Origin of the sequence: Amycolatopsis roodepoortensis (assembly GCF_014873915.1) — a bacterium.
In the GTDB taxonomy this organism is placed as follows: domain Bacteria; phylum Actinomycetota; class Actinomycetes; order Mycobacteriales; family Pseudonocardiaceae; genus Amycolatopsis; species Amycolatopsis roodepoortensis.
This window is the reverse complement of sequence record NZ_JADBEJ010000001.1, coordinates 466,073-486,306: the sequence shown is the minus strand read 5'-3', so window position 1 is coordinate 486,306 and position 20,234 is coordinate 466,073. Positions and strand designations below refer to the sequence as shown.

The following is a 20,234-nucleotide window of genomic DNA, read 5'->3' as shown; positions in this document are numbered from 1 at the left end:
GCCGCGTCTTGCGGTTTCCGCTCGTCTGGACGCTGGTCGGGGTAGTCGGTGTCGGCGGAGTGTCGGCGCTATCCTCGGGCGGGCCGCCGGTGTTGGCAGCCGTGGGCGCGGTGGCAGCGGTCGTCGTCTATTGGGCGGTGATGCGCTACGTCGCGCGGCGAAGCACACCGGAGATCGCGAGGGCCCGGGCCGGGATCCGGGCGTTGCTCGGCATCGGGCTCGGCTTCGCGTTCATCGCCGTGTCGATCCTCATGGTGATGACCGAGTTCTCGTTCACCTGGGCGTCCGGTAGCGCCGTGGCGACCGTCGCGAGCATCATGGCGGTGCAACTCGGTGCGGCGGTGACCGAGGAACTGCTCTTCCGCGGCCTGTTGCTGCAGGGGCTGGAACGGCTGGGGGGCAGTTGGTTCGCGCTGACGAGCACGGCGGTGTTGTTCGGTGCCATCCACCTGGCCAACCCCGGCGCCACGCTGTGGACCGGGTTCGCGATCGCCGTTGAAGCCGGTGTCCTGCTGGGCGCCACTTTCCTGTGGCTGCGCAATCTCTGGGCGGCCATGGGCCTGCACTTCGCCTGGAACACCACCGTCGGGCTGCTCGGCCTCCCGGTCTCAGGTCACGCGTCGCCGGGTCTGCTGATCGCCGAACCGACGGGCCCGGAGCTGGTGACCGGCGGCCAGTTCGGCATCGAGGGGTCGATCGTCCCCGTCGTCGTGAGCCTGCTGCTCGCCGTGCCCATGCTCATCGCCGCCCACAAGCGCGGCAACCTCGTGCCCATGCGGCGGCGCTAAGCTCGCCGAATGCTTGCCGGCACGGCGTCCCGCCTCAGCACCGCACTCAGCGGGTGGCGAGAGCTCCCATCGTCCACAAAAGACAGTGTGTTGGCGGCGGTGGTGACCGTGCTGGCCTTCACGCCGACCGTCGCCCACATCGGCCCGGAGATCGGCGATCTCCCCCAGCGCGACACGGGCGGCATCGACGCGGTGATCGATGCGGCACTGACACTGGCGATGTGCCTGCCGCTCGCGGTACGCAGCCGCCTGCCCGCCGTATGTCTGTCGGTCATCGGTACCGCGTTCGCGATCGGTCAGGTGCTGAGCCACCCGGACACGTTCGGCAAGGTGGGGATCCTCCTCGCGCTGTACGCCGCCGGCGCGCACCTGGCGCGGTTCCGCCGGGGGCTTGCCGCGACACTGACCGCGGGCTATGCGGTGCTCACCGTGGTACTGCACGATCTTGGCTCACCGCAACGGTTTCCGGACTTTCTCGCGTTCTATCTCGTCTTGGTGGTGATCTGGCTGGCCGGCACCGGCATGCGCCGATGGCGCGCGGAAGAGACCGAACGGAGACGGCTGGCGGCCGAGGTGGCCGCGGCCACCGAGCGGGCCCGCATCGCCCGGGACCTGCACGACGTGGTCACCCATCATGTGACCGCGATGGTGGTCCAGGCCGACGCGGCGCAGTTCCTGCTCGACTCCGCGCCGGATCGAACCGGGACGGGCCTGCGCGCCATCAGCGACACCGGACGCCGGGCGTTGACGGAGCTGCGGACCCTGCTCGGCATTCTCGAGGCGACCGGCGAGCCCGGGACGGCGGACCGGACACCGGCCCTGGGAAAGGTCGCCGATCTGGTCGAACAGGCCCGGCTGTCGGGTCAGCCCGTCGAGTGGACCGAGCGGGGCGATCGGCTACCGCGATCCGTCGACGTGGAGCTGGCCACCTACCGCGTGGTACAGGAAGCGCTCACCAACGCGCTCAAGCACGCCACCGGTAACCCGACCCAGGTCCTGGTCCGACATGGCGAGGACCACGTCGAGGTCGAGGTGATCACCCTCGGTCCCCCGGCAGGCGACACGGCCACACCATCCGGTGGCCGAGGCCTGACAGGACTACGGGAACGGGTGCGCATGCTCGGCGGCGACCTGGTTTCCGGCGCCCTGCCCGACGACGCCGGTTTCCGGGTCTGGGCGATGATTCCAGGGAGCCCCACATGACCGAGCCGATCCGGGTGCTGATCTGCGAGGACCAGGAACTGGTCCGCACCGGGTATGTCACCATCTTCTCCGCGATGCCCGACATCGAGGTCGTCGGCGAGGCGGCCGACGGTCGCACGGCGGTGGAGGCCGCGCGGCGGTTGCGCCCCGACGTGATCGTGATGGACATCCGCATGCCCGTCCTCGACGGCATCGAGGCGACCCGCCAGTTGGCAGGCCCCGGCGTCGAGACACCGGTGAAGGTACTGGTCGTCACCACGTTCAACGTCGACGAGTACGTGTACGAAGCACTTCGCGCCGGCGCCAGCGGGTTCCTTCTCAAGGACACGCCACCCGCGCAACTGGTCGACGGCGTCCGCACGATCGCCCGCGGCGAGTCCCTGCTGGCCCCCGCGGTCACCCGAAGCCTGATCGGCCACTTCGCCGAACGGCTCCGCCCCGCCGACACCTCCCGTCCGGCACGAGACAGCGTCATGCGGACACTGACGCCGCGCGAGCTGGAAGTGCTCGAACACCTCGCGGCGGGCCTGTCCAACGCCGAAATCGCCGCGGAACTGGTCATCTCCTCCGAGACGGTGAAGACCTATGTGTCCCGGATTCTCACGAAACTCGACCTACGGGACCGCGTCCAAGCAGTCGTCCTCGCCTACCGAATCGGCCTGATAACCAACACAGACTGACGCTCGCCCCTCCTTAAAGATCCGCACCGGAAGAGTTCATCGGGCAGCTCCGCGGTCGGGGTCGAAGACGCGCGCCATCGTCAGAGCATTGCGTCGGCGGCTCAGGAATCGGCTTGCGAGTACGCCGAGCTGGTTGGCGCGGCCGTCGATGACGATGGGGCCCGGGTTGCGGCCATCGAGGTGCTTCAGGGCAGTGGTCACGACGTCGTCGGGTTTGCGTACCTTTCCTGCGGTCAGCACTGCCGCATCCGGTCCCATTCCGGTCGTGAAATCGGTGGCGGTGGCGCCGGGGCAAACCGCGAACACGGTGACGCCGGTGCCGCGCAGCTCTGTCCACAGTGACTCGGTGAAACTGAGCGCGAAGGCTTTCGTGGCGCCGTAGACCGCCATCCGGGGAGAAGGCAGGTAGGCGGACACGCTGGCGAGGTTGATGACGAAGCCATGACCGGCGTCCACCATCCCGGGGAGGAACGCGGCCGTCAGTTGCATCGGGGCCAAGGCGTCGACGGCGATCTCGGCGGAGAGGTGGCCGGGATCCAGTTCGATGAACGGGGCGAACGATCCGAACCCCGCATTGTTGATCAAGCCGGTGATACGGATGCCCCGCTCGGTGACCGCTTGCCGGAGTTCGCCGGCGACGCCTGGCCGGGCGAGGTCGGAAGGGATCACGTCGATGCGGACATCGGCGGTGCTGCGGAGCTCGTCCGCCAGCGACGTCAGCCGGTCCGCGCGGCGGGCGACGAGCACGAGGTTCGCGCCGCGCGCGGCCAAGGCCTTGGCGAAAGCGGCTCCGATACCGGAGCTCGCTCCGGTGAGCAGCACAGTCTGGGCGCGGTAGTCGATGGTCATAGCAGCCAGTGAACCGACGGCCGAGGCACGCGTCCAAGACCCGTTTCGCACCTCGTCATGCACCAGCCGTATCGCGGGTCAGCTCTCGCGGACGAGCAGGTTTTCCGCGGAACAGACGAACTCCGCGACGAGCGGGTTGGTCTCCTCCGCACGGCCGGCGACGACGACCTGGCTCTGCCCGGCCCCGTCAACGGGAACAGCGACCAGGTCGGGACGCAGAGTGAAGCGCCGGTCATCGGCAGGAACGATGGCGATGGCGCTTCCCTCGGCGATGGCCTCGAGCTTGTCGTCGTAAGTGTCCGCCAGTATGGGTCCGACCGGGGCCAGACCACCGCCTTCTCGGGGTTCGAGCCGCCAGAAGCCGATCCAGTCCTTGCCCATACCTGTACATCCGACGAGCGGTTCGGACCAGACGTCGGTCACGTCGACGGACTCCTTGTCGGCGAAGCGGTGGGCGGTGGACACCAGGGCGACCAAGGGCTCGGTATAGAGCGTCGTCACGGCGAGGTCGTCGTCCGGTATCGGCAGCGGTGCGCGGGTGACCAGAGCGTCGATCCGCCGATCCACCAGTGCACCGGCGTCGCGGGAACTGAGGTGACGGGTGCGGACATGGGCGCCGGGATAGCGGTTTCGCAGGTCGCGGACGGCGGGCGTGATGACGAGATCGTCGGTGTACCCGATGGTGATCGTGCGAGCCGGCGCCGCGGCGCGCGCGGTAAGCACCGCTTGCTCAGCGCTGTGCACCAGTTGCTGCGCCCGGGGCAGGAACGCCGCGCCGGCGGCGGTGAGCCGGCTTCCCTGGCTGGTGCGTTCCAGCAGGCGTACACCGAGTGCGTTCTCCAGCCGCTGGATCTGGCGACTCAGGGACGGCTGGGCGACCCGCAGCTCCTCGGCCGCACGAGCGAAGTTCAGCTGCTCGGCGACCACCAGGAAGTACCGGACCAGCCGCAGATCCAAGTCAGGGAGCACGCTCCCAAGCTACCTCGTCATGCAGTTCCTGTATGACGAGATGCGAGACAGGTCTTGGACGACGGCCTCTCCCCAATGATGTTCTCGCTACATGACCATTGCTTTCGTCAACGGCGTTCCAGTAACGCCCGCGGTGTGGACTCCCCTGATCAACGAGTTGCCCGAAGCCCGGCAGCGGGAAGTGGTCCTGCTCTCGCCGCCTGGCTTCGGCTCGCCGCTCCCCCCGGATTTCGAGGCCACGTTCGACGGCTACCGGACCTGGCTGATCGAGGAGCTATCGCGGTTCGACACACCACCAGACGTCGTCGGCCACGACTTCGGCGGAGGGTTCGCGCTCGAAGTGGCGATGACCCGTCCTGACCTGATCCGCAGCTGGGTCAGCGACACCATCGGCGGTTACGAGCCGGACTTCACCTGGCACGAGATCGCGAAGGTCTGGCAAACGCCGGGCGAGGGCGAACGCGACATCGCGGAGACCTTCTCGGGAAACGCCGACGAACGTGCGGCTCGCATGACCGAGTGGGGCATCCCGGAGCCCACAGCCGGCGACGTAGCGGCCGGCCAGGGCCCGGTGATGGGCAAAGCGATTCTCTCGCTCTACCGGTCCGTGCCCCAGCCGGTGCTGATCGAACGCGGTCGCGACTTGCCCGCGGCCGCCGCCAGGCCTGGCTTGGTTCCCATCGCCACACAGGACCTCACCGCGGGAAGCGCCGCCCTCCGCCACCGAGCCGCGGCACGGGCAGGTGCTCGCGCCGTCGAACTCGACGGGCTCGGCCACTGGTGGATGCTGGAGGATCCCGCACGAGCCACTGGCATGCTGATTGATTTCTGGAACAGCTTCTAGCTGCCTCGCCTGGTCGCCGAAAGCCGGGCAACAGAAAGCACGGTGCTCGACCGGCATCACCCGGTGCGGCACCGGCCCGATCCCGTCGACGCGCTGCACACCACGGCAGAACGGGGCCGAGCGGCCGTACTTCGGGTACACCGGCAGCGGCGGCCTCAACTCCTACCGCGGTCTGCCCGGCAACCACCCCGGCCCCGGCGGGATGGACTTCTTCAGGCGGCCAACGGCCAGTACCACGCGGTCTACCACTGGTGGGACGGCAGCAGGCGCTTCCCGATCGTGGCGACGGTCCTGCGCAACGACGGCGGCTTCCACTCAGTTAAGGGCCCACTCCGGCTTGTAAGGACCCCGCCGCGGCGCGCGGCGGGGTCGCTGAAGTGTCACAGTCCTGAAAGTCGCGCTCGATGACATCACCTGCCTTTCACTCAGCCGTGCCGGACTCACGAACCGGTACCGGAGGTGAACGCTGCCGCATCCAGCGCTCCCCAACGTGGACAGCGGGACACGGTCGCGCTGTCGGTGAACGCTCCGGCCGTGCGGTTCGAGCGGCCCGTGATCGCTCGGACGGGGCCACACCCCGCGAACGCCGAGGAGGAATACGTGAGACATCGGCGAAAGAGGCCGCGATGATCGACTCGAACTCGGTGCGCAGCCACACCCGGTCCGCGTACACCAGCTCGGCGAACGCTTCGTTCACCGCTGTACGGCGGATACCGTGCCGCATGTCGATCACTCCCCGGGAACGTCGTCGGGACCGAAGCCAGGTCAAGTCATCTCTGAAAAACTATGTAACCCGCCTTGCCGAGGATGTCAAGCCCCGCACGCTTGCGGACCCGTGCTCGACGTGCTATGAGAGAATTAGCACTCGGGGGTCGAGAGTGCTAACGGGCCACACCTCTCCACAAGGACGGGAAAGCATGACAGCTGTGATCGTTTTCAGCACCGTGGTCACGGGCATCGTCGCGATGGTCGCCGTCGCCGCCCGCAGACACCACCTGGACGATCTCACCCGCGACTGACCACGGGACTCCCGCTCACGAACCGATGGAGCATTCATGGGGTTGAACAAAGTCTGGATACGCACTCTCAGCGATGGTCTTCTCCGTGCCGACCAGGTCATCGGGCTGACCGCGCACGCCACCCCGTCGATTCCCGGCAAATCCCCGCGCTGGCTGTTCGACGCCACCGTCGCGGTCCCCGCGGGCAGCGGCAACACCAGCGGCTGGGATGTCGGCATCCTGCATCGCACACTGATCCAGACACCCGTCGAACCGGTCGAGGCACCCGACGAGCTCGCCCGGCTGCTGGCCCGTCTCGACGAGCCGGGCACGGCCGGGATCATCGAACCGATGGCCGACCGGGTCGCGGACGGCGCCGGCCGGATTCGTTTCCTCTTCCGCCCCTTCGGCGATTCCTCGCCGGACACCACGGCGGCCGGGCAGGAACACGAAGCGGCGAGCCGCCGTTGACAAAAACGAAGGCACACGCTTTCGCCGCGAAGAAGTGGCGATACGAGGAAGGAGGCAATTGTGATGTTGATGCGAACCGATCCGTTCCGTGAGCTGGACAGGCTCACCCAGCAGTTCCTGGGCGCCAACGGCACCGCTTCCCGCCAAGTGATGATGCCGATGGATGCCTACCGGTCAGGCAACGAATACGTGGTGGCGTTCGACCTGCCCGGGGTCTCGCCGGATTCGATCGAAATCGACGTGGAACGCAACGTGCTGACGGTCAAGGCCGAACGCACCCTCGAACCGGGCGGGGACGCCGAGGTCCAGGTGACCGAGAGGCCTCGCGGGGTGTTCAGCCGTCAGCTGTTCCTGGGAGACGCGCTGAAGACCGACGACATCAGCGCGGATTACGACGCCGGGGTGCTTACCCTGCGCATCCCGATCGCCGAACAGGCCAAGCCACGCAAGATCGCCGTCACCGGTGGCGAAAAGGCCAAGCAGATCAACCCCTGACCGTTTCCGGGCACCATTCGACGCGGCGCGGCCCGCCCTTCCGCGGTGCGGGCCGCGCCCCTCAGCGCAGGAGTATCGCGATGCTCGACGACGAAAAGCCCGTGGCGGACGTGGCCGACCAGCACCGGCTCGCCCACGCGGTGGACGGTGATCCCGGCGAACACTTCGACGAGGAAATGGACACCGCGTTCGACCCGAGCCGGATACCGGAGGCCGATCCCGCCGACGTGGCCGACCAGCGACGTGGTGTTCCCCCGCTCGCGGACCGGGAACCCTGGCACTGACAGGGCTTTCGGGGCAGGTGATGGATCATGACGGCCGATCCGTACACGGTGCTCGGGGTGGCTCGCGACGCGACCCCGGCCGATATCGCGACGGCGTATCGCCGTCTCGTTCGCAGGCTGCATCCCGATGGCCGGTTCCCGGATCCCGAGCGCCTCGCCGCCGTCCTGGCGGCCTACCGGACGCTTCGCGCCCAAGCGCCGCGGACGACCGGGTCACGCGGCGTCGCCATACCCGTCCGTGTCCACAAACGACGGAGCGCGTCGCCCTACCTCCGGTGGCGTCCAGGCTCCGATGACGGCGAGAAGCCGTGATCGGGCCTACGGCCGTGTGCCGGCGTCGAGCCAGCGCGCCGTTTGCGGAATCAGCGCCAACAGGAGCGTCGCGGCCGCCGCGACCAGGACCACCGCGAACGGCCAGCCGGAGTCGATGCGCGGGGTGAATCCGCTGTACGAGACAGCGAAACGTGAGCCTATCCACGGCACGAGCAGGACCAGGCCGGCGAATCCGCATGCGATCGACGCTCCGGCTGCGGCGAGTACCCGCCCAGGGCTTTTGCGGCGGAGCAGCATGATCCCGCCACTCGCGAGCAGCGCTGTGGTGAAGAGATCGGTCACCGCGGCGATCCCCAGGAAGACGGGGACAGCGACGGAGAGATCGATGTCGGGGGCGATGACTCCGACGGCGAGCAGGATGAGGGAATAGGCGAACTCGACGGTGTGGAGCGCGGCAGCTGCCAGGAAACCGAGACCGCCGAGAATCGCCAGAACCCCGGCAGCGATCCCGGTCGCGCTTTTCGGCTGCGACATCGCGGCGGGCAACGGATGGTGCTCGAGTGTCATCACATTCCCGATCCCGTGCTTGCCCGCCTGGTCTGAGACGATCGCCCTGCGATCACGGTTCCGGCCGTGCGTCAGCGAGCCGGTCGACGGTCGTCAGCAGGCCTTGACGATGACCGAGTGCGCCTTGCTGCCGAGGTCGAGGATCTTCACGTTCCGGTTCCCGGCAGGCACGCGAACCTCATAGGTACCCGGATTGACCGGGTATCCGAAGTAGCTGCCCGCCGGAGCGGCCCCGGTGCCCGCGATCATCGCACCGTCGGTGCGGTGGATCGTCGTGGAGACCGAGCTGCCGCAGTTGTTCGAGAGGTAGATCTTGCCCTTGGTCGCGGCCGAGGCGGAGCCTGTGCCGAGGACCGAGACGGCCAGCCCTGTGGTGGCCAAAACGGCAAGTGCGCGCCGGGTAGCCGTCATGGTGGCTTTCTCCAGTGTCCGATCGGGGTCGGCCACAAGCTACCGGCAGGCGTGTTCCCCTGCTGTCGGTCGAACAGACCACAACGCACGAGTCGATCGGTGATGTCGGTCTCGCCGGACCTCGAACGCCCGCGCGAAGTGCTCACCGCACCCCGTTGGTCCCCGCTGTGACCCGTGGCCCGCCCAGTCCGAGGGTCGCGGCCGTACCGAGAACGGCGGCCCCTAAAGCCACGAAGATCCCGGACGGCAGATCCGTCGCCCCGCTCCCCAGCGCGACAGTGCTGATCACCGCCGTGCCGAGCGCGGAGCCCAGTTGCGGCGCGGTGTTGAGCAGACCGGACGCGATACCGTGGTCCGTCTCCCCCACCACGGAGGTCCCGGCGTTCGTCGCCGCGACCGACGCCGCGCCGAGACCGGTTCCCGAAATCGCGAGCGACATCGCGAAGCCCGCCGTCGAGCCGGTGCGCAGCGCGATCAACCCGATCACCAGCGCCCCCGCGACGACACCGAACGCCCCGAAGGCGACCCATCGGCCGCTGAGCCGGTCCAGCAGCCGGGTGCCCAGCCAGCTTCCGCCCACGACGCCGATGCTGAAGGGGGCGAACAGGAATCCGGTGGTCCCGGCCGACAAGCCTTGCTGCTGCTGGAAGAACACCGTTCCCAGCACACTGGCCGGGGTGGTGGCGAAGGTCAGCGCGAACGCCACCACGAGCGCGGCGTGCCGACCAGACGCGCCGGGACCAGCGGGGCGGCGGTCCGCCGCTCCACCACGACGAAGGCCGCGAGCAAGGCGCTCGCGGACCGGGAACCCTGGCACTGACAGGGCTTTCGGGGCAGGTGATGCCTGGAACCAGACGGAGAACAAGCGAAAACCGTGGCCCTGATCGCCAAATGGCGCTACCACGAAGCGCTGGGATTCGACACCATCGCCGAGCGCCTGAATCAGAACACCGATGAGCACCCGCCACCACAGCCACCCGGCGGCACCCGGGCACGGGGCGTGTGGTCGAAGTCCAGCGTCGCCGACATCCTGAAGAACCCGAAATACACCGGATACCAGGTCTACAACCGACGGGCACGCCGCAGATCGCGGCGCACGGAACCGGCAGAACCCTCCACCGAACCCGCGCACGAACCGCTCATTCCCAAGTGGATGTTCGACGAGATGACCGCCACCAAAACTCACGGCAAGGTTCACGCGACGGCACCGGAATGAAGCAGGATCCCCGCGCGAAGCGAACGTATCTGCCGCGAAGGCGCGTCATGGGAATGGTACGCAAATCCGGTGTCCACTACCGGCTGCCACCCAGCAGGCAACAACCGCGGACGACCGGACAAACACGAGGCCCACCCACCGTCTACATCCGCGAAGGCCTCATCCTCGACCAGGTAGACGCGTTCTTCAACGAGCGCCTATTCGGCGCACAACGCCACGCACTGCCAATCGCCGATCAAGACGACACCCACACCGCCAAACGACGCGACACCGAACGTCGACGGCAGGCACTCCAGAAGAAGATCGCCGACGCTGCCCGCGAACAAGACAACCTGCTACGCCAAGCAGAGAACGCGGACCCCGACGATACCGACACCCCAAGCCCATCGAGCCCGGACCAAGCGAACCTGCTGGACGCACTGCCGTACCTGAAGGCCAACCTGCGCCACGCCCCAGGAGACCTGCTCGACCTGACACAGCTCCCGATCAAAGTCCACTACAAGACCGACCAAGCCACCCTGCCCGCCGACCCGGACTCGATCACGTCCATCGGCGATACCGCTTCGCGGCAAAGCTGCGCAGGTGGGAACGAATGTGCATCCTGCGAGTGCCCCCGGTGAGATTCGAACTCACACTGGACGGGTTTTGAATCCGTTGCCTCTGCCAGTTGGGCTACGGGGGCGGTGCCCGGTGAACTTTACGGGATCACGGGTCCGCGCCTTTCGCCGGGCCCGGGGTGTGATGCCCGTCTGACGTGGTGAACGCCATCTAGCCGTCTGGATCGTTCCCGGTAGGCTTCAGGTTCGCGGAGAAACCGCGAGCCGAACTGCCCGACGACCTTCAGGAGGACCCCGGTGACCGAGCAGGCTGCCGAGGCCAATGGTGCCGTCGCCGCACCCCAGCGGCGGGTGCTCGTGGCCGAAGATGAGGCCCTCATCCGTCTGGATCTCGTCGAGATGCTCCGTGAAGAGGGTTATGAGGTGGTCGGTGAGGCCGGGGATGGCGAGCAGGCCATCAACCTGGCCACCGAGTTGAAGCCCGACCTGGTGATTCTCGACGTCAAGATGCCCAAGCTCGACGGTATCGAGGCCGCCTCCAAGATCACCGGCGACCGGATCGCCCCGGTCGTCATCCTGACCGCCTTCAGCCAGCGCGACCTCGTCGAGCGGGCCAGGGACGCGGGCACGATGGCGTATCTGGTGAAGCCGTTCGCCAAGCGTGACCTGGTGCCCGCCATCGAGCTGGCCGTGAGCCGGTTCGCCGAGCTCCAGGCACTGGAGTCCGAGGTCGCGGGCCTCACGGACCGGCTCGAGACGCGCAAGGTCATCGACCGCGCCAAGGGGCTGCTGATGAGCCGTCAGGGGCTCACCGAGCCGGACGCCTTCCGCTGGATACAGCGCACCGCGATGGACCGCCGGACCACGATGAAGGCGGTCGCCGAGGCGGTCGTCGAAAGCATCGGCTGACCAGCGCCGTGAAGGCCACCTCCGTCGCCGGAGGTGGCCTTTTTCGTGCTCAGAGACCGCTTGCCGCCCGCATCACCCAGTGGACGTCGGTGTTCTCGACGGTGCCACCCAAACGGGTGGCGCCGGGGCCTTCAGCGGTGACCGGGGTGTCGGAGCCGGTGTGGTCGCGGGTCGTCCAGTCGACGGTGAACCGGAGCTTCGAGCCCGGGACGTCGAACGGGCCGTCCTGGTCGGGGTCGGTGTCGGAGGCGTCGTAGTTCTCGATGGCCAGCCCGCCGGTCTCGTGGTCGCCGCCGATGATCACCAGCGTGTCGGGATGCGCGCGGACGAACCGCATGACCTCGGCGACGGTGGCGTCGAGCGCGCGACCCGCGTCGATCACGCCGTGCGCGTTGTTCTCGTGCGACATCCCGTCGGTCCCTTCTTCCTCCAGGAACAGGAAGAAACCGCGCGGGTTCTTGGAAAGGGTTTCCAGCGCCTTGCGCGCCATCTGCTGGAGCGGCACCCGCGGTGCGTACTTCCCGACACCGTCGGGGCCGTAGTCGACCATGTCCTCGTTCGCGAACAGGCCGAGGATCCGGTTCGCCCGCGTGTTCCGCAGTTCGTCGCCGTCGCGCACGTAGGTGTAACCCGTTCGCTGTGCGCGTTCGACCAGGTCGCCGTACGGGCTGCGGCTCTCCTCGCCCGGTTTGTCCGGCCAGAGCCCGGGATTCCCCTTCGGGTACCACCAGTCCTCGCCACCGCCGAGCAGGACGTCCGGGCGGCTGTTCTCGATGTACTGCTTCGCGATGTCGCTCTGCGAGTCCCGGCTGGGCACGTGCGCCGCGAAGGCGGCCGGCGACGCGCCGGTCACCTGCGCGGTCGTCACCAGGCCGGTCGACTTCCCCGCCCGTTTCGCCCGTTCGAGGATCGTCTCCAGCGGGCGCCCGTGCGCGTCCACGCCGACCGCGCCGTTGCGCGTCTTGTGCCCGGTCGCCAGGGCGGTGGCCGCGGCGGCCGAGTCGGTGACGATCTCGCCGGGGTCGGCCGAGGACGTCCGCACGAGGCCGGTGACCGCGAGCCCGTCCATCGCCAGCCTGCCGTTCTTGCCCTTGAGCGCCAGGCGAAGCAGGTCACGCTGGCCGAGGCCGAGGCCGTCCCCCTGGAGGTAGATGATGTTGTGTGCCGAGTGCGCGGCCGTCGTGTCCGCGACGGCGGCCGAACCACCGCACAGGACCACCAGAACCGTCGCCGCCGCCAGACCACGTCCGCGCATATCGCCTCCGTTAGTTAGGAACCTTTCCTAACAGAGAAGTCAGCCGAAGACCAGAGGTCCGCTCAGCCGCGCAGGATGCCCGCGTCGTGGGCGAGGATCGCGGCCTGGACCCGGTTCGCGCAGCCCAGCTTGGCGAGGATCCGGCTGACGTGGATCTTCACCGTGCCGCTCGAAAGCCGCAGCTCGCCCGCGATCTCCGCGTTGCCCAGGCCGCGCCCCACTCGCACCAGGACTTCGAGTTCGCGGGCGGTCAGCGCTTCCAGCCTTCGCCTCGCCCGCGCGACGCTGTCCGCATCGGCCGCGTCGGCGTCGCGGAACCGGTCGATGACCTGCTTCGCGATCCGGGGCGACAGCACCGCCTCGCCGGCGGCCGCGGACCGCACCGCCTGGATGAGCTGCGCGGGATCGGTGTCCTTGAGCAGGAAACCGGCCGCTCCCGCGCGCAGGGCACGGGCGACGTAGGCCTCGTCCCCGAACGTGGTGAGCATGATGACCCGCACCTCGCGGGCGATCTCCTCCACGGCGGCGAGCCCGTCCACCCTGGGCATCCTGATGTCCATCAGCGCGACGTCCACGGTCATCCGCCGGACGACGTCGATCGCCTCCGCGCCGTCGGAGGCCTCGGCCACGACCTCGATGTCACCCGCCTGATCCAGCAGGAGCCTCGCGCCGGCACGGAGCAGCGGCTCGTCGTCCGCGAGCAGAACCCGGATCATCGCTCCTCTTTCGGTACGGGGACCTCGAACCAGGTCTTCTCCACCAGCCGGTCGTCGCCGAAACAGAACCGGAAGATCGCGGCGGTCTCCGCGTCGGGCGGATCGGCGGCCGCCGTATAGACGCAGTAGCTGCCCTCGGGTATCGGCGGCTCGTGCCCCTGCGCGGCGACCTGCGCCGACGGTTCGTTCGGGCCGAACCACTCCTCGACCTCTTCCGGTGTCATCCCGATCCGGACGCTGGCGAGCGGATCCTCGCTGTCCGCCGGCGCGAGCGGCGGCACGAAGGCCAGTGTCGTCAGCAGCAACGCGGCGACGGCGGCCAGCCCCGTCACCAGCAGCAGCCCCGACTGGAAGCGACCCGGCCGCTCCTCGACCACTTCGTCGGCGAGAGGCGCGCCGGCCCGCAGCGGCAGCTCGGTCGTGACGGCGAAACCACCTTCCGGATCCGGCCCGGCCGTGAACACGCCACCGAGAAGACGGACCCGTTCACGCAGGCCGGTCAGCCCGCGCCCGGTGCCGGGCAGGCGTTCCGCCTCGACCCGCTCGGCACCGTTGCGCACCGCGACCTTCACCACTTCGGGGCCATGGTCGACGACGACGGTGACAGACGCCCCGGCGGCGTGCTTGTGCACGTTGGTCAGCGCCTCGCGCACCACACGGTGCACGGCCCGGCGGACGGGTGGCCGGACGCCGTCGAGGTCGGCGCCGCGCCAGTCGAGCGCCACGTCGAGGCCGGCGTCACGCGACGACGTCACCAGCTCCGTGATGTCCGCCTTCGTACCGGCGGCGTCGGTGGCTTCGGCGGGGTCGGCCGGTTCCCCGCCCGGCCTCAGGATGCCGAGGGACTCCCGCAGTTCTTCCAGCGCGAGCTTGGCCGTCGACCGGACGTGCCCGGCGGCCTGCCGCAGCTCGGGATCCTTGCCATCGGCGGCGACCTCCAGCGCGCCGGAGAACATCGTGATCAGGCTGAGCCGGTGCCCGAGCTGGTCGTGCATCTCCTCGGCGAGACGCGAGCGTTCCTCCAGCCGGGCGCGGTCGCGCAACGCCACCACCAGCCTGGCCTGCTGCGCCTGCATCGCCCCGGCCAGCGCGGGCAGGACGAGACAGAAGACCGTCGAAACGACGATCACCACCAGGACGTACTGCCAGCGGAACGCGGGCTGGGTGAGCAATACGACCGCGGCGGGCGACAGCGCCGCGACACCGAACAGCGGCCACCTCCGCCCGCGCGTCCCCGCGGTATGCGCGACGACCGCGAGGGCGACGCCGGTCGCGGGGAACAGCCCGAACGACACCGACGCGGCGAGCAGCGCGGACACCGTGAACCGGCGGCGCGCCAGCGTCAGCACGACGGCGCCGACGATCACCGCGGCCGGCACCGGCCCCGTCGTCCGGAACACCTCCGGCCAGCCCCACGCGGGCAGCAGATCGGCGAGGAAGATCGTCACGCCCGCGACGAATCCCGCCAGGAGCGCCTCGGCGAGCACGGTTCCCCACCGCCGGTCGACCCTTTTCACGCTCCCAGCATCACACGGGACCGGTGGCGCAGCGGGCCGGGGCCGCGGGAAGCGTCAGCTCGATCAGGTACCGGCTCACCCGCTCGTCCACACAGGACGATCCGCCGCCGAAGACGGCGTGGCCGACGTCCTCATTGGACAGGAGCACAGCCGACTTGAGGCTTTCCAGCAGCTGCCGCGCCCAGCCGTAGGGCGTCGCGGCGTCCTTCGTGGTCCCGACGAGCAGGATGGGCGGCGCGCCCTCGGCGCGGACCGTCCGCGACGGAGCCGCCCCGGTGGGCAGGAAGGCACAGCCGAGCGCCTCCGTACCGGACGAAAGCCGGGATACGCGGCGGAGCTCGCGCGCGGCGTCCTCGTAAGCCGCCAGATCGGTGGGATGGGCACGATCGAGGCAGTTGACGACGGTGAGCGCGTCGGTCGTGTCGCCCGAGGGCTCCGGCTCGTCGGCTGGTTCGTCCGGCGAGTCGTCGGCGGGAGCATCGGCGTCGAGGATGATTTCGGACAGCTCCGCCCAGTCCGCCGGGAAGGTGAGTTTCGCGGAGATCTCCTGCCTGAGCGCGCTTCCATCGCCCGCTTTGTCCGCTTTGGCCAGCACGCGGTCCACGGTGGCGAGGATTTCTGTCCCGTCCTGGCCGGGGCAGGGCTTGCCGGTCCTGGTGGCGCACTGTTTCGCGTAGGTGAGCAGCGTGTCTTCCACCCCCTTCGCCTGCTCGACGGTGTCCGCCCGCCAATCGAGATAGGTGTTGTCGACGCCGTCGAGCACCATGGCGCGGATCTTCTTCGGGAACCGGTCGGCGTACAGCTGCCCGATCCGCGTGCCGTAGGAGTAGCCGAGGTAGTTCAGTTTCTCCTGGCCGGTGACCACCCGCAGGACGTCGAGATCGCTGACGACGTCGTCCGTCCCGAGGTGCCGCAGCACGTTCTCCCCCGTGCCCCGCAGGCACGCCTCGGTGTACTGCCGGGTGCTCGGGACCTCGGCGCCGATCAGCGGCAGCCCGTCGGGCGCCTTCGAAGTGGGCTCGCCCTCGGTCTCACAGCGCAGCCGCGGTTCGCTGCCGCCGATCCCCCGGGGATCGAAGCCGACCAGGTCGAACCGTTCCCGGACCGCGGCGGGCCAGGTACCCGCGATGTCCTTGACCATGGCGACGCCGGACTGGCCGGGGCCGCCCGCACCGGCGACGAGCGTGCCGATCGGCCCCGGCCGGGTCGCCACGGCCTTGATCACCGGCAGGGTGAACTTCGGCCCGTCCGGCCGCCGGTAGTCCACGGGCACCGTCAGCTTCGCGCACTCGAAGTCGTCGCAGGGCCGCCAGTCCAGGGTCTGCCGGTAGTACGACGTCAGGGCCGCCTCGCGCTCGGGTTCGTCCACTTTGGGCACCGGGGCCGGGCTTCCCTGAGACGCCGGACCTCCGGTACATCCGGCGACCAGCACGACCGACAACACCAGGCACTTCCAGCTCACTCGTAACTCCTGCCTTCGGGACACCGGACGATCCAACCCCGGCGCCCACTCCGCGCACGACCTTCGACGGTCTGAAATGACGGCACCGTCGTCGGCCGTGGGGAGTAGGCCGAAAGGCATACCCGCGATCGGTGAGATCCAGACCACACGATCGTGTCGTGACGATCTTCGCGCGGCTGGGTCTATGGAGTGTGGGAGCGAAGAACTTCCACCGCAGGCAACGGAATCCGAACCGAGGAGATCGCGATGACGAACACCGCCACCACCGCCAAGCCGAACTCGAACTCCACCGCCCCGGCCGAGAACAGCGCGCTCGTCTCCACGCAGGGCGTGACCACGATCGCCGACACCGTCGTGCAGAAGGTCGCGGGCCTCGCGACCCGCGAGATCACCGGCGTCCACGCGCTGGGCGGCGGCGCCGTCCGGGCGTTCAACGCGCTGCGCGAGCGCATCCCCGGCGCCACCGCGTCCGCCGGTCAGGGTGTCTCCGTCGAGGTCGGCGAGCGCCAGGCCGCGGTCGACCTGCAGATCGTCGTCGAATACGGCGTCGCGATCGCGGATCTCGCCAAATCGGTGCGCCGCAACGTGATCGGCGCCGTCGAGCAGATGACCGGGCTCGAGGTCGTCGAGGTCAACATCAACGTGTCCGACGTGTACATCCCTGGCGACGACGACGCCGACGAGAACAACGAATCCACCCGCGTCCAGTGACCACCGGCGCCGGTTCGCGCCCGACCACAAGGAGAACGTTCATGAACGCCACCCATCTCGGCCTGTTGACCGGTCTCGTGCTCGGCGTGGCCGGCGCGTTCGGCGGCTTCGGCGCCTTCCTCGTCGTGCTCGTGCTCGCCGTCCTCGGCCTGCTGGTCGGCCGGTTCCTCGACGGCAAGCTCGACCTTTCGGCCCTGTCGGGCCGCGACAGGGGCTGATCGCCATGACGACCATGACCGCCGCGCCCGGAACGGACGGGCGCGGCGCCCTGACCGTGGCCGACGGCGCCGTCGAGCGGATCGCCGCACGGGCGATCACCGAAATCGACGGCGTCGGCGGCGCGGCCTCGCGGGTGCTAGGTATCGCGGTCGGTGGTGAAGACCTCGACCAGGGCGCCAAGGTGAGCGCGCACGTCACCGGATCGACGGCCACTTTGGACGTCCGGCTCTCGGTGAAGTACCCGCTTTCCGTGCGCGCCACCGCCGAAAGGGCGCGAAAGCACCTGATCCGCCGCGTGGGCGAACTGTCGGGCCTCGCCGTCACGCGGGTCGACATCACCGTCACGGCCCTGCATTCCACGGAGACCGAAACGAGGAGGGTCCGATGAAACGGCGCCCCCGCCGCACCGTCCCGGCCGTGCTGGTCGGCATCGCGGTGCTCGCCGGATGCGCGCTGGCCGCCACCGTCGCGGTCCAGACGATCATCGGCGAGAAACCGTGGATCAGCTACGACGCCGTCGCGTCCGCCCTGCACGGCACCCGGTGGAGTGATCCGCTTCCGGCGATCGCGGGCGGCGTGGTCGCGCTGCTCGGCCTGGTGCTCCTCGTGGCCGCGATCGTCCCGGGACGGCCCACCGTGCTGCCGCTCGAAGGCGGCCCCGACTCCGGCGCCTCCCGGCGCAGCTACCGGTCGACGCTGCGCACCGCGGCGTCCACTGTGGATGGTGTCTCGGCGGCGAAACTGAAGGTCAAGCGGAGCAAGATCGTCTCGGTGGTCACCACCGGGCGGACGAACACCGCCGGACTCGCCGACGCCGTCCGCGCGGCCATCGAGCACCGCCTCTCCCAGATCGGCCCCGCGACCGTCCCGGCCGTGCGGGTCCGCGTCAAGGCCACCAGGAGCGCGTCATGACCGACCTCAACCGCCCCGCCCGGCTGAACCGCACCCTGCTGGTGCTGACCGGGATCGTGTTGCTCGCCGTCGGCGGGATCGCCGTCGGCACCCATTTCGGCCGGATCCCGCCGCTCGACCCCGGCGCCACGCTCGTCCCCGGCACCGCCACGCCGCCCGGCTGGGTCTGGTACGCCGTCGCCGGGGCCGCGGTGGTCGTCGGGCTCCTGGCGCTGCGCTGGCTGATCGCGCAGCCCGTCCGCAAACCGAAGTCCCACACCTGGCGGTTCGACCAGGAGACCGGTCAGACCACCCTGGCCGCGAGCACCGCGGTGGAACCGTTCACCGCGGAGGTCGCGACCTATCCCGGTGTCCACGCCGCGCACGCCACGCTCGGCGGAACGCAGGACGCGCCGGTGCTGGCCGTGGTGCTGAGCGCCGAGCAGGACGGCGACCTGGCCGCCATCCGTGAGCGGATCGCCGACGAGGGCCTGCCGCGTCTGCGCCAGGCGCTGGATCTCGCCGAGCTTCCGATGACCATCGAGTTCCGGTTCTCCTCGAAGACCGGGGCCCGTATCCAGTGACCCGCTAGACCAGGTCCACCATGACCACCGCCGGAACGGTCGGGGCAGGCGAGCCACCGGCCGGTTCCGCGGTGATGCCGACCCGGTCGATCGCGCCCGGCAGGTCCGCGAGGAGCGGACGAATCCGATGTGGACCGTCCGGCGCCAGCAGCCCGGCCGAATGCACGCCGCTCGCCCCGAGGAGCCAGACCTGATACGCCTTGCCGGGCGCCAACGGCGGGAGGTCGCCTGCCAGCACGACGACCTTGCCCTGGCTCCGCGAGATGACGACCGTGGTGGTCCTGGGCTCGGCGCCCTTGACCGTGGAGGCGTCGGGCGCGGTGAGCACGGCGTTCACCGAGGCCAGCCGCTGCTGGGCGGGGTCGGTCCCCGGATCGGTGGTCGTGGTGACCAGGCTGAACACCAGCGCTCCGACGGCGGCCGCCGCGGCACCCCAGAGGGCGATCCGCGTCTTCACCGGCCCGCCCTGACGCGCGACAGCGACCAGCGGAGGCCACTGACGGGTGCGGGCGACCTCCGTGAGCGTCGCTTCCCGCAGCCTCGGCGGTGGCGAGGTGGCGAGCGCCGACCCCAGCCGGGCGGCGGCCTCCCGCAGCTCCCGGACCTCTTGGCCGCACGCGGGGCAGCCCCGCAGGTGCCGTTCGAAGGCCGCGGCCTCTTCCTCCGGGACGGCGTCCACGGCGTAAGCCCCGGTCAGCGTGTGCAGTTCCGCCGTCATTGCCCGACCCCCAAGCAGTCGCGCAACCGGATCAGGCCGTCGCGGATGCGGGTCTTCACCGTCCCGGGCGCGGTCTTGAGCACTTCCGCGACCTCCGGGTACGTGTAGCCGTTGTAATAGGCCAGCACGACCGATTCCCGTTGCAGGTCGGTCAACGAGGACAGGCACTGGCGCACCCGTTGCTGCTCCAGGTTGCTGATCGTCGACTCGGCGACCTCGTCGAACGGGCGGCGGAAGTCGAGCCTTCCCGCGCGATCGTCGCGGTCGAGCGCGGCCTGATGCGAACGCACCCGGTCCACGGCCCGCCGGTGCGCGATCGTGAGCACCCAGGAAAGCGTGCTCCCCTTGCCCGGTTTGAACCGGGCCGCCGTCCGCCACACCTCCACCAGGACCTCTTGGGTGACCTCCTCGGCGAACGTGCCGTTGCGGACGACCCTGTTCACCACTCCCCACACCGGTCCCGCCACGACGTCGTACAGGTCGGCGAACGCCTGTTCGTCGCCTGCCGCGACCCGTTGCAGCAAACTCGCCTCGGCAGGCTCCGCTCCGGAGTCGCCGTTTCCGCGCGGACTCGTCCGCACACCCTCGACCATCAAGCCGCCTCCACCTCACCCGACGCCCGGCTACGCGGTGCCGTGACGTCCGGG

The 20,234-nt window shown here is 69.4% G+C and carries 27 protein-coding genes and 1 tRNA gene; 16 read left to right on the top strand and 12 right to left on the bottom strand.

What is annotated here, in order from left to right:
• The first annotated feature begins 89 nt into the window (after positions 1-89).
• The 3 genes from H4W30_RS02425 (at position 90) to H4W30_RS02415 (ending at position 2,671) form a co-directional block, all read left to right on the top strand.
• Positions 90-788 carry a CPBP family intramembrane glutamic endopeptidase gene (locus H4W30_RS02425; protein ID WP_318780511.1) on the top strand — a complete coding sequence of 233 codons (699 nt, stop codon included), beginning with the start codon at positions 90-92 and terminating at the stop codon, positions 786-788.
• Between the two features lie 87 nt (positions 789-875).
• The gene (locus tag H4W30_RS02420; RefSeq protein WP_318780510.1) at positions 876-1,991 is read left to right on the top strand and encodes a sensor histidine kinase; all 1,116 of its coding nucleotides are present in this window, start codon (positions 876-878) and stop codon (positions 1,989-1,991) included.
• A complete protein-coding gene (locus H4W30_RS02415) occupies positions 1,988-2,671 on the top strand; it encodes a response regulator (protein WP_192741268.1) in 684 nt (227 codons plus the stop codon). The genes H4W30_RS02420 and H4W30_RS02415 overlap by 4 nt, the downstream gene beginning before the upstream one ends.
• A 36-nt stretch (positions 2,672-2,707) precedes the next feature.
• Here H4W30_RS02415 and H4W30_RS02410 read toward each other — a convergent pair whose 3' ends face one another.
• Together H4W30_RS02410 and H4W30_RS02405 are read right to left on the bottom strand one after the other, a co-directional pair.
• Positions 2,708-3,520 carry an SDR family NAD(P)-dependent oxidoreductase gene (locus H4W30_RS02410; RefSeq protein WP_192741267.1) on the bottom strand — a complete coding sequence of 271 codons (813 nt, stop codon included), beginning with the start codon at positions 3,518-3,520 and terminating at the stop codon, positions 2,708-2,710.
• Between the two features lie 78 nt (positions 3,521-3,598).
• Positions 3,599-4,489, bottom strand: a complete 891-nt coding sequence (locus H4W30_RS02405) for a LysR family transcriptional regulator (protein WP_192741266.1) — start codon at positions 4,487-4,489, stop codon at positions 3,599-3,601.
• Positions 4,490-4,580: 91 nt separating this feature from the next.
• On the opposite strand from H4W30_RS02405, the gene H4W30_RS02400 reads away from it, so the two are divergent.
• From H4W30_RS02400 to H4W30_RS02380, 5 genes are all read left to right on the top strand, one after another.
• A complete protein-coding gene (locus H4W30_RS02400) occupies positions 4,581-5,333 on the top strand; it encodes an alpha/beta fold hydrolase (RefSeq protein WP_192741265.1) in 753 nt (250 codons plus the stop codon).
• 1,055 nt (positions 5,334-6,388) lie between these two features.
• Entirely contained in the window at positions 6,389-6,802 is a 414-nt protein-coding gene (locus tag H4W30_RS02395) for a hypothetical protein (protein ID WP_192741264.1), read from the top strand.
• Between the two features lie 63 nt (positions 6,803-6,865).
• Complete coding sequence (locus tag H4W30_RS02390; protein WP_192741263.1) at positions 6,866-7,297, top strand: Hsp20/alpha crystallin family protein; 432 nt, start codon at positions 6,866-6,868, stop codon at positions 7,295-7,297.
• A gap of 80 nt (positions 7,298-7,377) precedes the next feature.
• Positions 7,378-7,581: a hypothetical protein gene (locus tag H4W30_RS02385; RefSeq protein WP_192741262.1), complete on the top strand. Its 204-nt coding sequence runs from the start codon at positions 7,378-7,380 to the stop codon at positions 7,579-7,581.
• 27 nt (positions 7,582-7,608) lie between these two features.
• Positions 7,609-7,893: a J domain-containing protein gene (locus H4W30_RS02380; RefSeq protein WP_192741261.1), complete on the top strand. Its 285-nt coding sequence runs from the start codon at positions 7,609-7,611 to the stop codon at positions 7,891-7,893.
• 6 nt (positions 7,894-7,899) lie between these two features.
• On the opposite strand, the gene H4W30_RS02375 is transcribed toward H4W30_RS02380, so the two are convergent.
• The 3 genes from H4W30_RS02375 to H4W30_RS02365 form a co-directional block, all read right to left on the bottom strand.
• On the bottom strand, positions 7,900-8,421 hold the full coding sequence (locus H4W30_RS02375) for a hypothetical protein (protein ID WP_192741260.1): 522 nt from the start codon (positions 8,419-8,421) through the stop codon (positions 7,900-7,902).
• Positions 8,422-8,514: 93 nt separating this feature from the next.
• Positions 8,515-8,832, bottom strand: coding sequence for a hypothetical protein (locus H4W30_RS02370; RefSeq protein ID WP_192741259.1), 318 nt, complete (start codon positions 8,830-8,832; stop codon positions 8,515-8,517).
• Positions 8,833-8,974: 142 nt separating this feature from the next.
• Positions 8,975-9,541, bottom strand: coding sequence for an MFS transporter (locus H4W30_RS02365; protein WP_192741258.1), 567 nt, complete (start codon positions 9,539-9,541; stop codon positions 8,975-8,977).
• Positions 9,542-9,676: 135 nt separating this feature from the next.
• On the opposite strand from H4W30_RS02365, the gene H4W30_RS02360 reads away from it, so the two are divergent.
• Positions 9,677-10,048, top strand: a complete 372-nt coding sequence (locus H4W30_RS02360) for a recombinase family protein (RefSeq protein WP_225948952.1) — start codon at positions 9,677-9,679, stop codon at positions 10,046-10,048.
• A complete protein-coding gene (locus tag H4W30_RS02355) occupies positions 10,045-10,668 on the top strand; it encodes a hypothetical protein (RefSeq protein WP_192741256.1) in 624 nt (207 codons plus the stop codon). The genes H4W30_RS02360 and H4W30_RS02355 overlap by 4 nt, the downstream gene beginning before the upstream one ends.
• Here H4W30_RS02355 and H4W30_RS02350 read toward each other — a convergent pair.
• Positions 10,657-10,730: transfer RNA gene (locus H4W30_RS02350), tRNA-Leu, on the bottom strand. The genes H4W30_RS02355 and H4W30_RS02350 overlap by 12 nt on opposite strands.
• Before the next feature lie 172 nt (positions 10,731-10,902).
• Between H4W30_RS02350 and H4W30_RS02345 the strand changes: the two genes are divergently transcribed.
• Complete coding sequence (locus H4W30_RS02345) at positions 10,903-11,514, top strand: ANTAR domain-containing response regulator (RefSeq protein ID WP_005157321.1); 612 nt, start codon at positions 10,903-10,905, stop codon at positions 11,512-11,514.
• 49 nt (positions 11,515-11,563) lie between these two features.
• On the opposite strand, the gene H4W30_RS02340 is transcribed toward H4W30_RS02345, so the two are convergent.
• From H4W30_RS02340 to H4W30_RS02325, 4 genes are all read right to left on the bottom strand, one after another.
• Complete coding sequence (locus tag H4W30_RS02340; RefSeq protein ID WP_192741255.1) at positions 11,564-12,769, bottom strand: alkaline phosphatase; 1,206 nt, start codon at positions 12,767-12,769, stop codon at positions 11,564-11,566.
• Between the two features lie 62 nt (positions 12,770-12,831).
• A complete protein-coding gene (locus H4W30_RS02335) occupies positions 12,832-13,485 on the bottom strand; it encodes a response regulator (RefSeq protein WP_192741254.1) in 654 nt (217 codons plus the stop codon).
• A complete protein-coding gene (locus H4W30_RS02330; RefSeq protein WP_192741253.1) occupies positions 13,482-15,002 on the bottom strand; it encodes a sensor histidine kinase in 1,521 nt (506 codons plus the stop codon). Before H4W30_RS02330 ends, H4W30_RS02335 begins: the two co-directional genes overlap by 4 nt.
• Before the next feature lie 10 nt (positions 15,003-15,012).
• Entirely contained in the window at positions 15,013-16,464 is a 1,452-nt protein-coding gene (locus H4W30_RS02325) for an alpha/beta hydrolase (RefSeq protein WP_192741252.1), read from the bottom strand.
• A gap of 246 nt (positions 16,465-16,710) precedes the next feature.
• Between H4W30_RS02325 and H4W30_RS02320 the strand changes: the two genes are divergently transcribed.
• Genes H4W30_RS02320 through H4W30_RS02300 form a run of 5 tightly spaced genes read left to right on the top strand, consistent with a single transcriptional unit; the run spans position 16,711 to position 18,869 of the window.
• Positions 16,711-17,175 carry an Asp23/Gls24 family envelope stress response protein gene (locus H4W30_RS02320; protein WP_192741251.1) on the top strand — a complete coding sequence of 155 codons (465 nt, stop codon included), beginning with the start codon at positions 16,711-16,713 and terminating at the stop codon, positions 17,173-17,175.
• A gap of 41 nt (positions 17,176-17,216) precedes the next feature.
• The gene (locus tag H4W30_RS02315; protein ID WP_185927356.1) at positions 17,217-17,393 is read left to right on the top strand and encodes a hypothetical protein; all 177 of its coding nucleotides are present in this window, start codon (positions 17,217-17,219) and stop codon (positions 17,391-17,393) included.
• 5 nt (positions 17,394-17,398) lie between these two features.
• Positions 17,399-17,782 carry an Asp23/Gls24 family envelope stress response protein gene (locus H4W30_RS02310; RefSeq protein WP_192741250.1) on the top strand — a complete coding sequence of 128 codons (384 nt, stop codon included), beginning with the start codon at positions 17,399-17,401 and terminating at the stop codon, positions 17,780-17,782.
• Positions 17,779-18,306, top strand: a complete 528-nt coding sequence (locus tag H4W30_RS02305; protein WP_192741249.1) for a DUF6286 domain-containing protein — start codon at positions 17,779-17,781, stop codon at positions 18,304-18,306. The genes H4W30_RS02310 and H4W30_RS02305 overlap by 4 nt, the downstream gene beginning before the upstream one ends.
• A complete protein-coding gene (locus tag H4W30_RS02300; RefSeq protein WP_192741248.1) occupies positions 18,303-18,869 on the top strand; it encodes an Asp23/Gls24 family envelope stress response protein in 567 nt (188 codons plus the stop codon). Before H4W30_RS02305 ends, H4W30_RS02300 begins: the two co-directional genes overlap by 4 nt.
• Positions 18,870-18,873: 4 nt before the next feature.
• On the opposite strand, the gene H4W30_RS02295 is transcribed toward H4W30_RS02300, so the two are convergent.
• Both H4W30_RS02295 and sigK read right to left on the bottom strand, forming a co-directional pair.
• Positions 18,874-19,587, bottom strand: a complete 714-nt coding sequence (locus H4W30_RS02295; RefSeq protein ID WP_192741247.1) for an anti-sigma factor — start codon at positions 19,585-19,587, stop codon at positions 18,874-18,876.
• On the bottom strand, positions 19,584-20,180 hold the full coding sequence (gene sigK / locus H4W30_RS02290; RefSeq protein ID WP_192742389.1) for an ECF RNA polymerase sigma factor SigK: 597 nt from the start codon (positions 20,178-20,180) through the stop codon (positions 19,584-19,586). Before sigK ends, H4W30_RS02295 begins: the two co-directional genes overlap by 4 nt.
• Between the last annotated feature and the right edge of the window lie 54 nt (positions 20,181-20,234).

Excerpts from the sequence above, each read along its gene's own strand:
- H4W30_RS02380 (WP_192741261.1), top strand. The coding sequence starts at position 7,609 with ATGACGGCCGATCCGTACACGGTGCTCGGGGTGGCTCGCGACGCGACC.
- H4W30_RS02415 (WP_192741268.1), top strand. The coding sequence starts at position 1,988 with ATGACCGAGCCGATCCGGGTGCTGATCTGCGAGGACCAGGAACTGGTC.
- H4W30_RS02395 (WP_192741264.1), top strand. The coding sequence starts at position 6,389 with ATGGGGTTGAACAAAGTCTGGATACGCACTCTCAGCGATGGTCTTCTC.
- H4W30_RS02410 (WP_192741267.1), bottom strand. The coding sequence starts at position 3,520 with ATGACCATCGACTACCGCGCCCAGACTGTGCTGCTCACCGGAGCGAGC.
- H4W30_RS02340 (WP_192741255.1), bottom strand. The coding sequence starts at position 12,769 with ATGCGCGGACGTGGTCTGGCGGCGGCGACGGTTCTGGTGGTCCTGTGC.
- H4W30_RS02320 (WP_192741251.1), top strand. The coding sequence starts at position 16,711 with ATGACGAACACCGCCACCACCGCCAAGCCGAACTCGAACTCCACCGCC.
- H4W30_RS02315 (WP_185927356.1), top strand. The coding sequence starts at position 17,217 with ATGAACGCCACCCATCTCGGCCTGTTGACCGGTCTCGTGCTCGGCGTG.
- H4W30_RS02375 (WP_192741260.1), bottom strand. The coding sequence starts at position 8,421 with ATGACACTCGAGCACCATCCGTTGCCCGCCGCGATGTCGCAGCCGAAA.
- H4W30_RS02355 (WP_192741256.1), top strand. The coding sequence starts at position 10,045 with ATGAAGCAGGATCCCCGCGCGAAGCGAACGTATCTGCCGCGAAGGCGC.
- H4W30_RS02335 (WP_192741254.1), bottom strand. The coding sequence starts at position 13,485 with ATGATCCGGGTTCTGCTCGCGGACGACGAGCCGCTGCTCCGTGCCGGC.
- H4W30_RS02390 (WP_192741263.1), top strand. The coding sequence starts at position 6,866 with ATGTTGATGCGAACCGATCCGTTCCGTGAGCTGGACAGGCTCACCCAG.
- H4W30_RS02400 (WP_192741265.1), top strand. The coding sequence starts at position 4,581 with ATGACCATTGCTTTCGTCAACGGCGTTCCAGTAACGCCCGCGGTGTGG.
- H4W30_RS02385 (WP_192741262.1), top strand. The coding sequence starts at position 7,378 with ATGCTCGACGACGAAAAGCCCGTGGCGGACGTGGCCGACCAGCACCGG.
- H4W30_RS02305 (WP_192741249.1), top strand. The coding sequence starts at position 17,779 with ATGAAACGGCGCCCCCGCCGCACCGTCCCGGCCGTGCTGGTCGGCATC.
- H4W30_RS02310 (WP_192741250.1), top strand. The coding sequence starts at position 17,399 with ATGACGACCATGACCGCCGCGCCCGGAACGGACGGGCGCGGCGCCCTG.
- H4W30_RS02300 (WP_192741248.1), top strand. The coding sequence starts at position 18,303 with ATGACCGACCTCAACCGCCCCGCCCGGCTGAACCGCACCCTGCTGGTG.
- H4W30_RS02370 (WP_192741259.1), bottom strand. The coding sequence starts at position 8,832 with ATGACGGCTACCCGGCGCGCACTTGCCGTTTTGGCCACCACAGGGCTG.
- sigK (WP_192742389.1), bottom strand. The coding sequence starts at position 20,180 with ATGGTCGAGGGTGTGCGGACGAGTCCGCGCGGAAACGGCGACTCCGGA.
- H4W30_RS02295 (WP_192741247.1), bottom strand. The coding sequence starts at position 19,587 with ATGACGGCGGAACTGCACACGCTGACCGGGGCTTACGCCGTGGACGCC.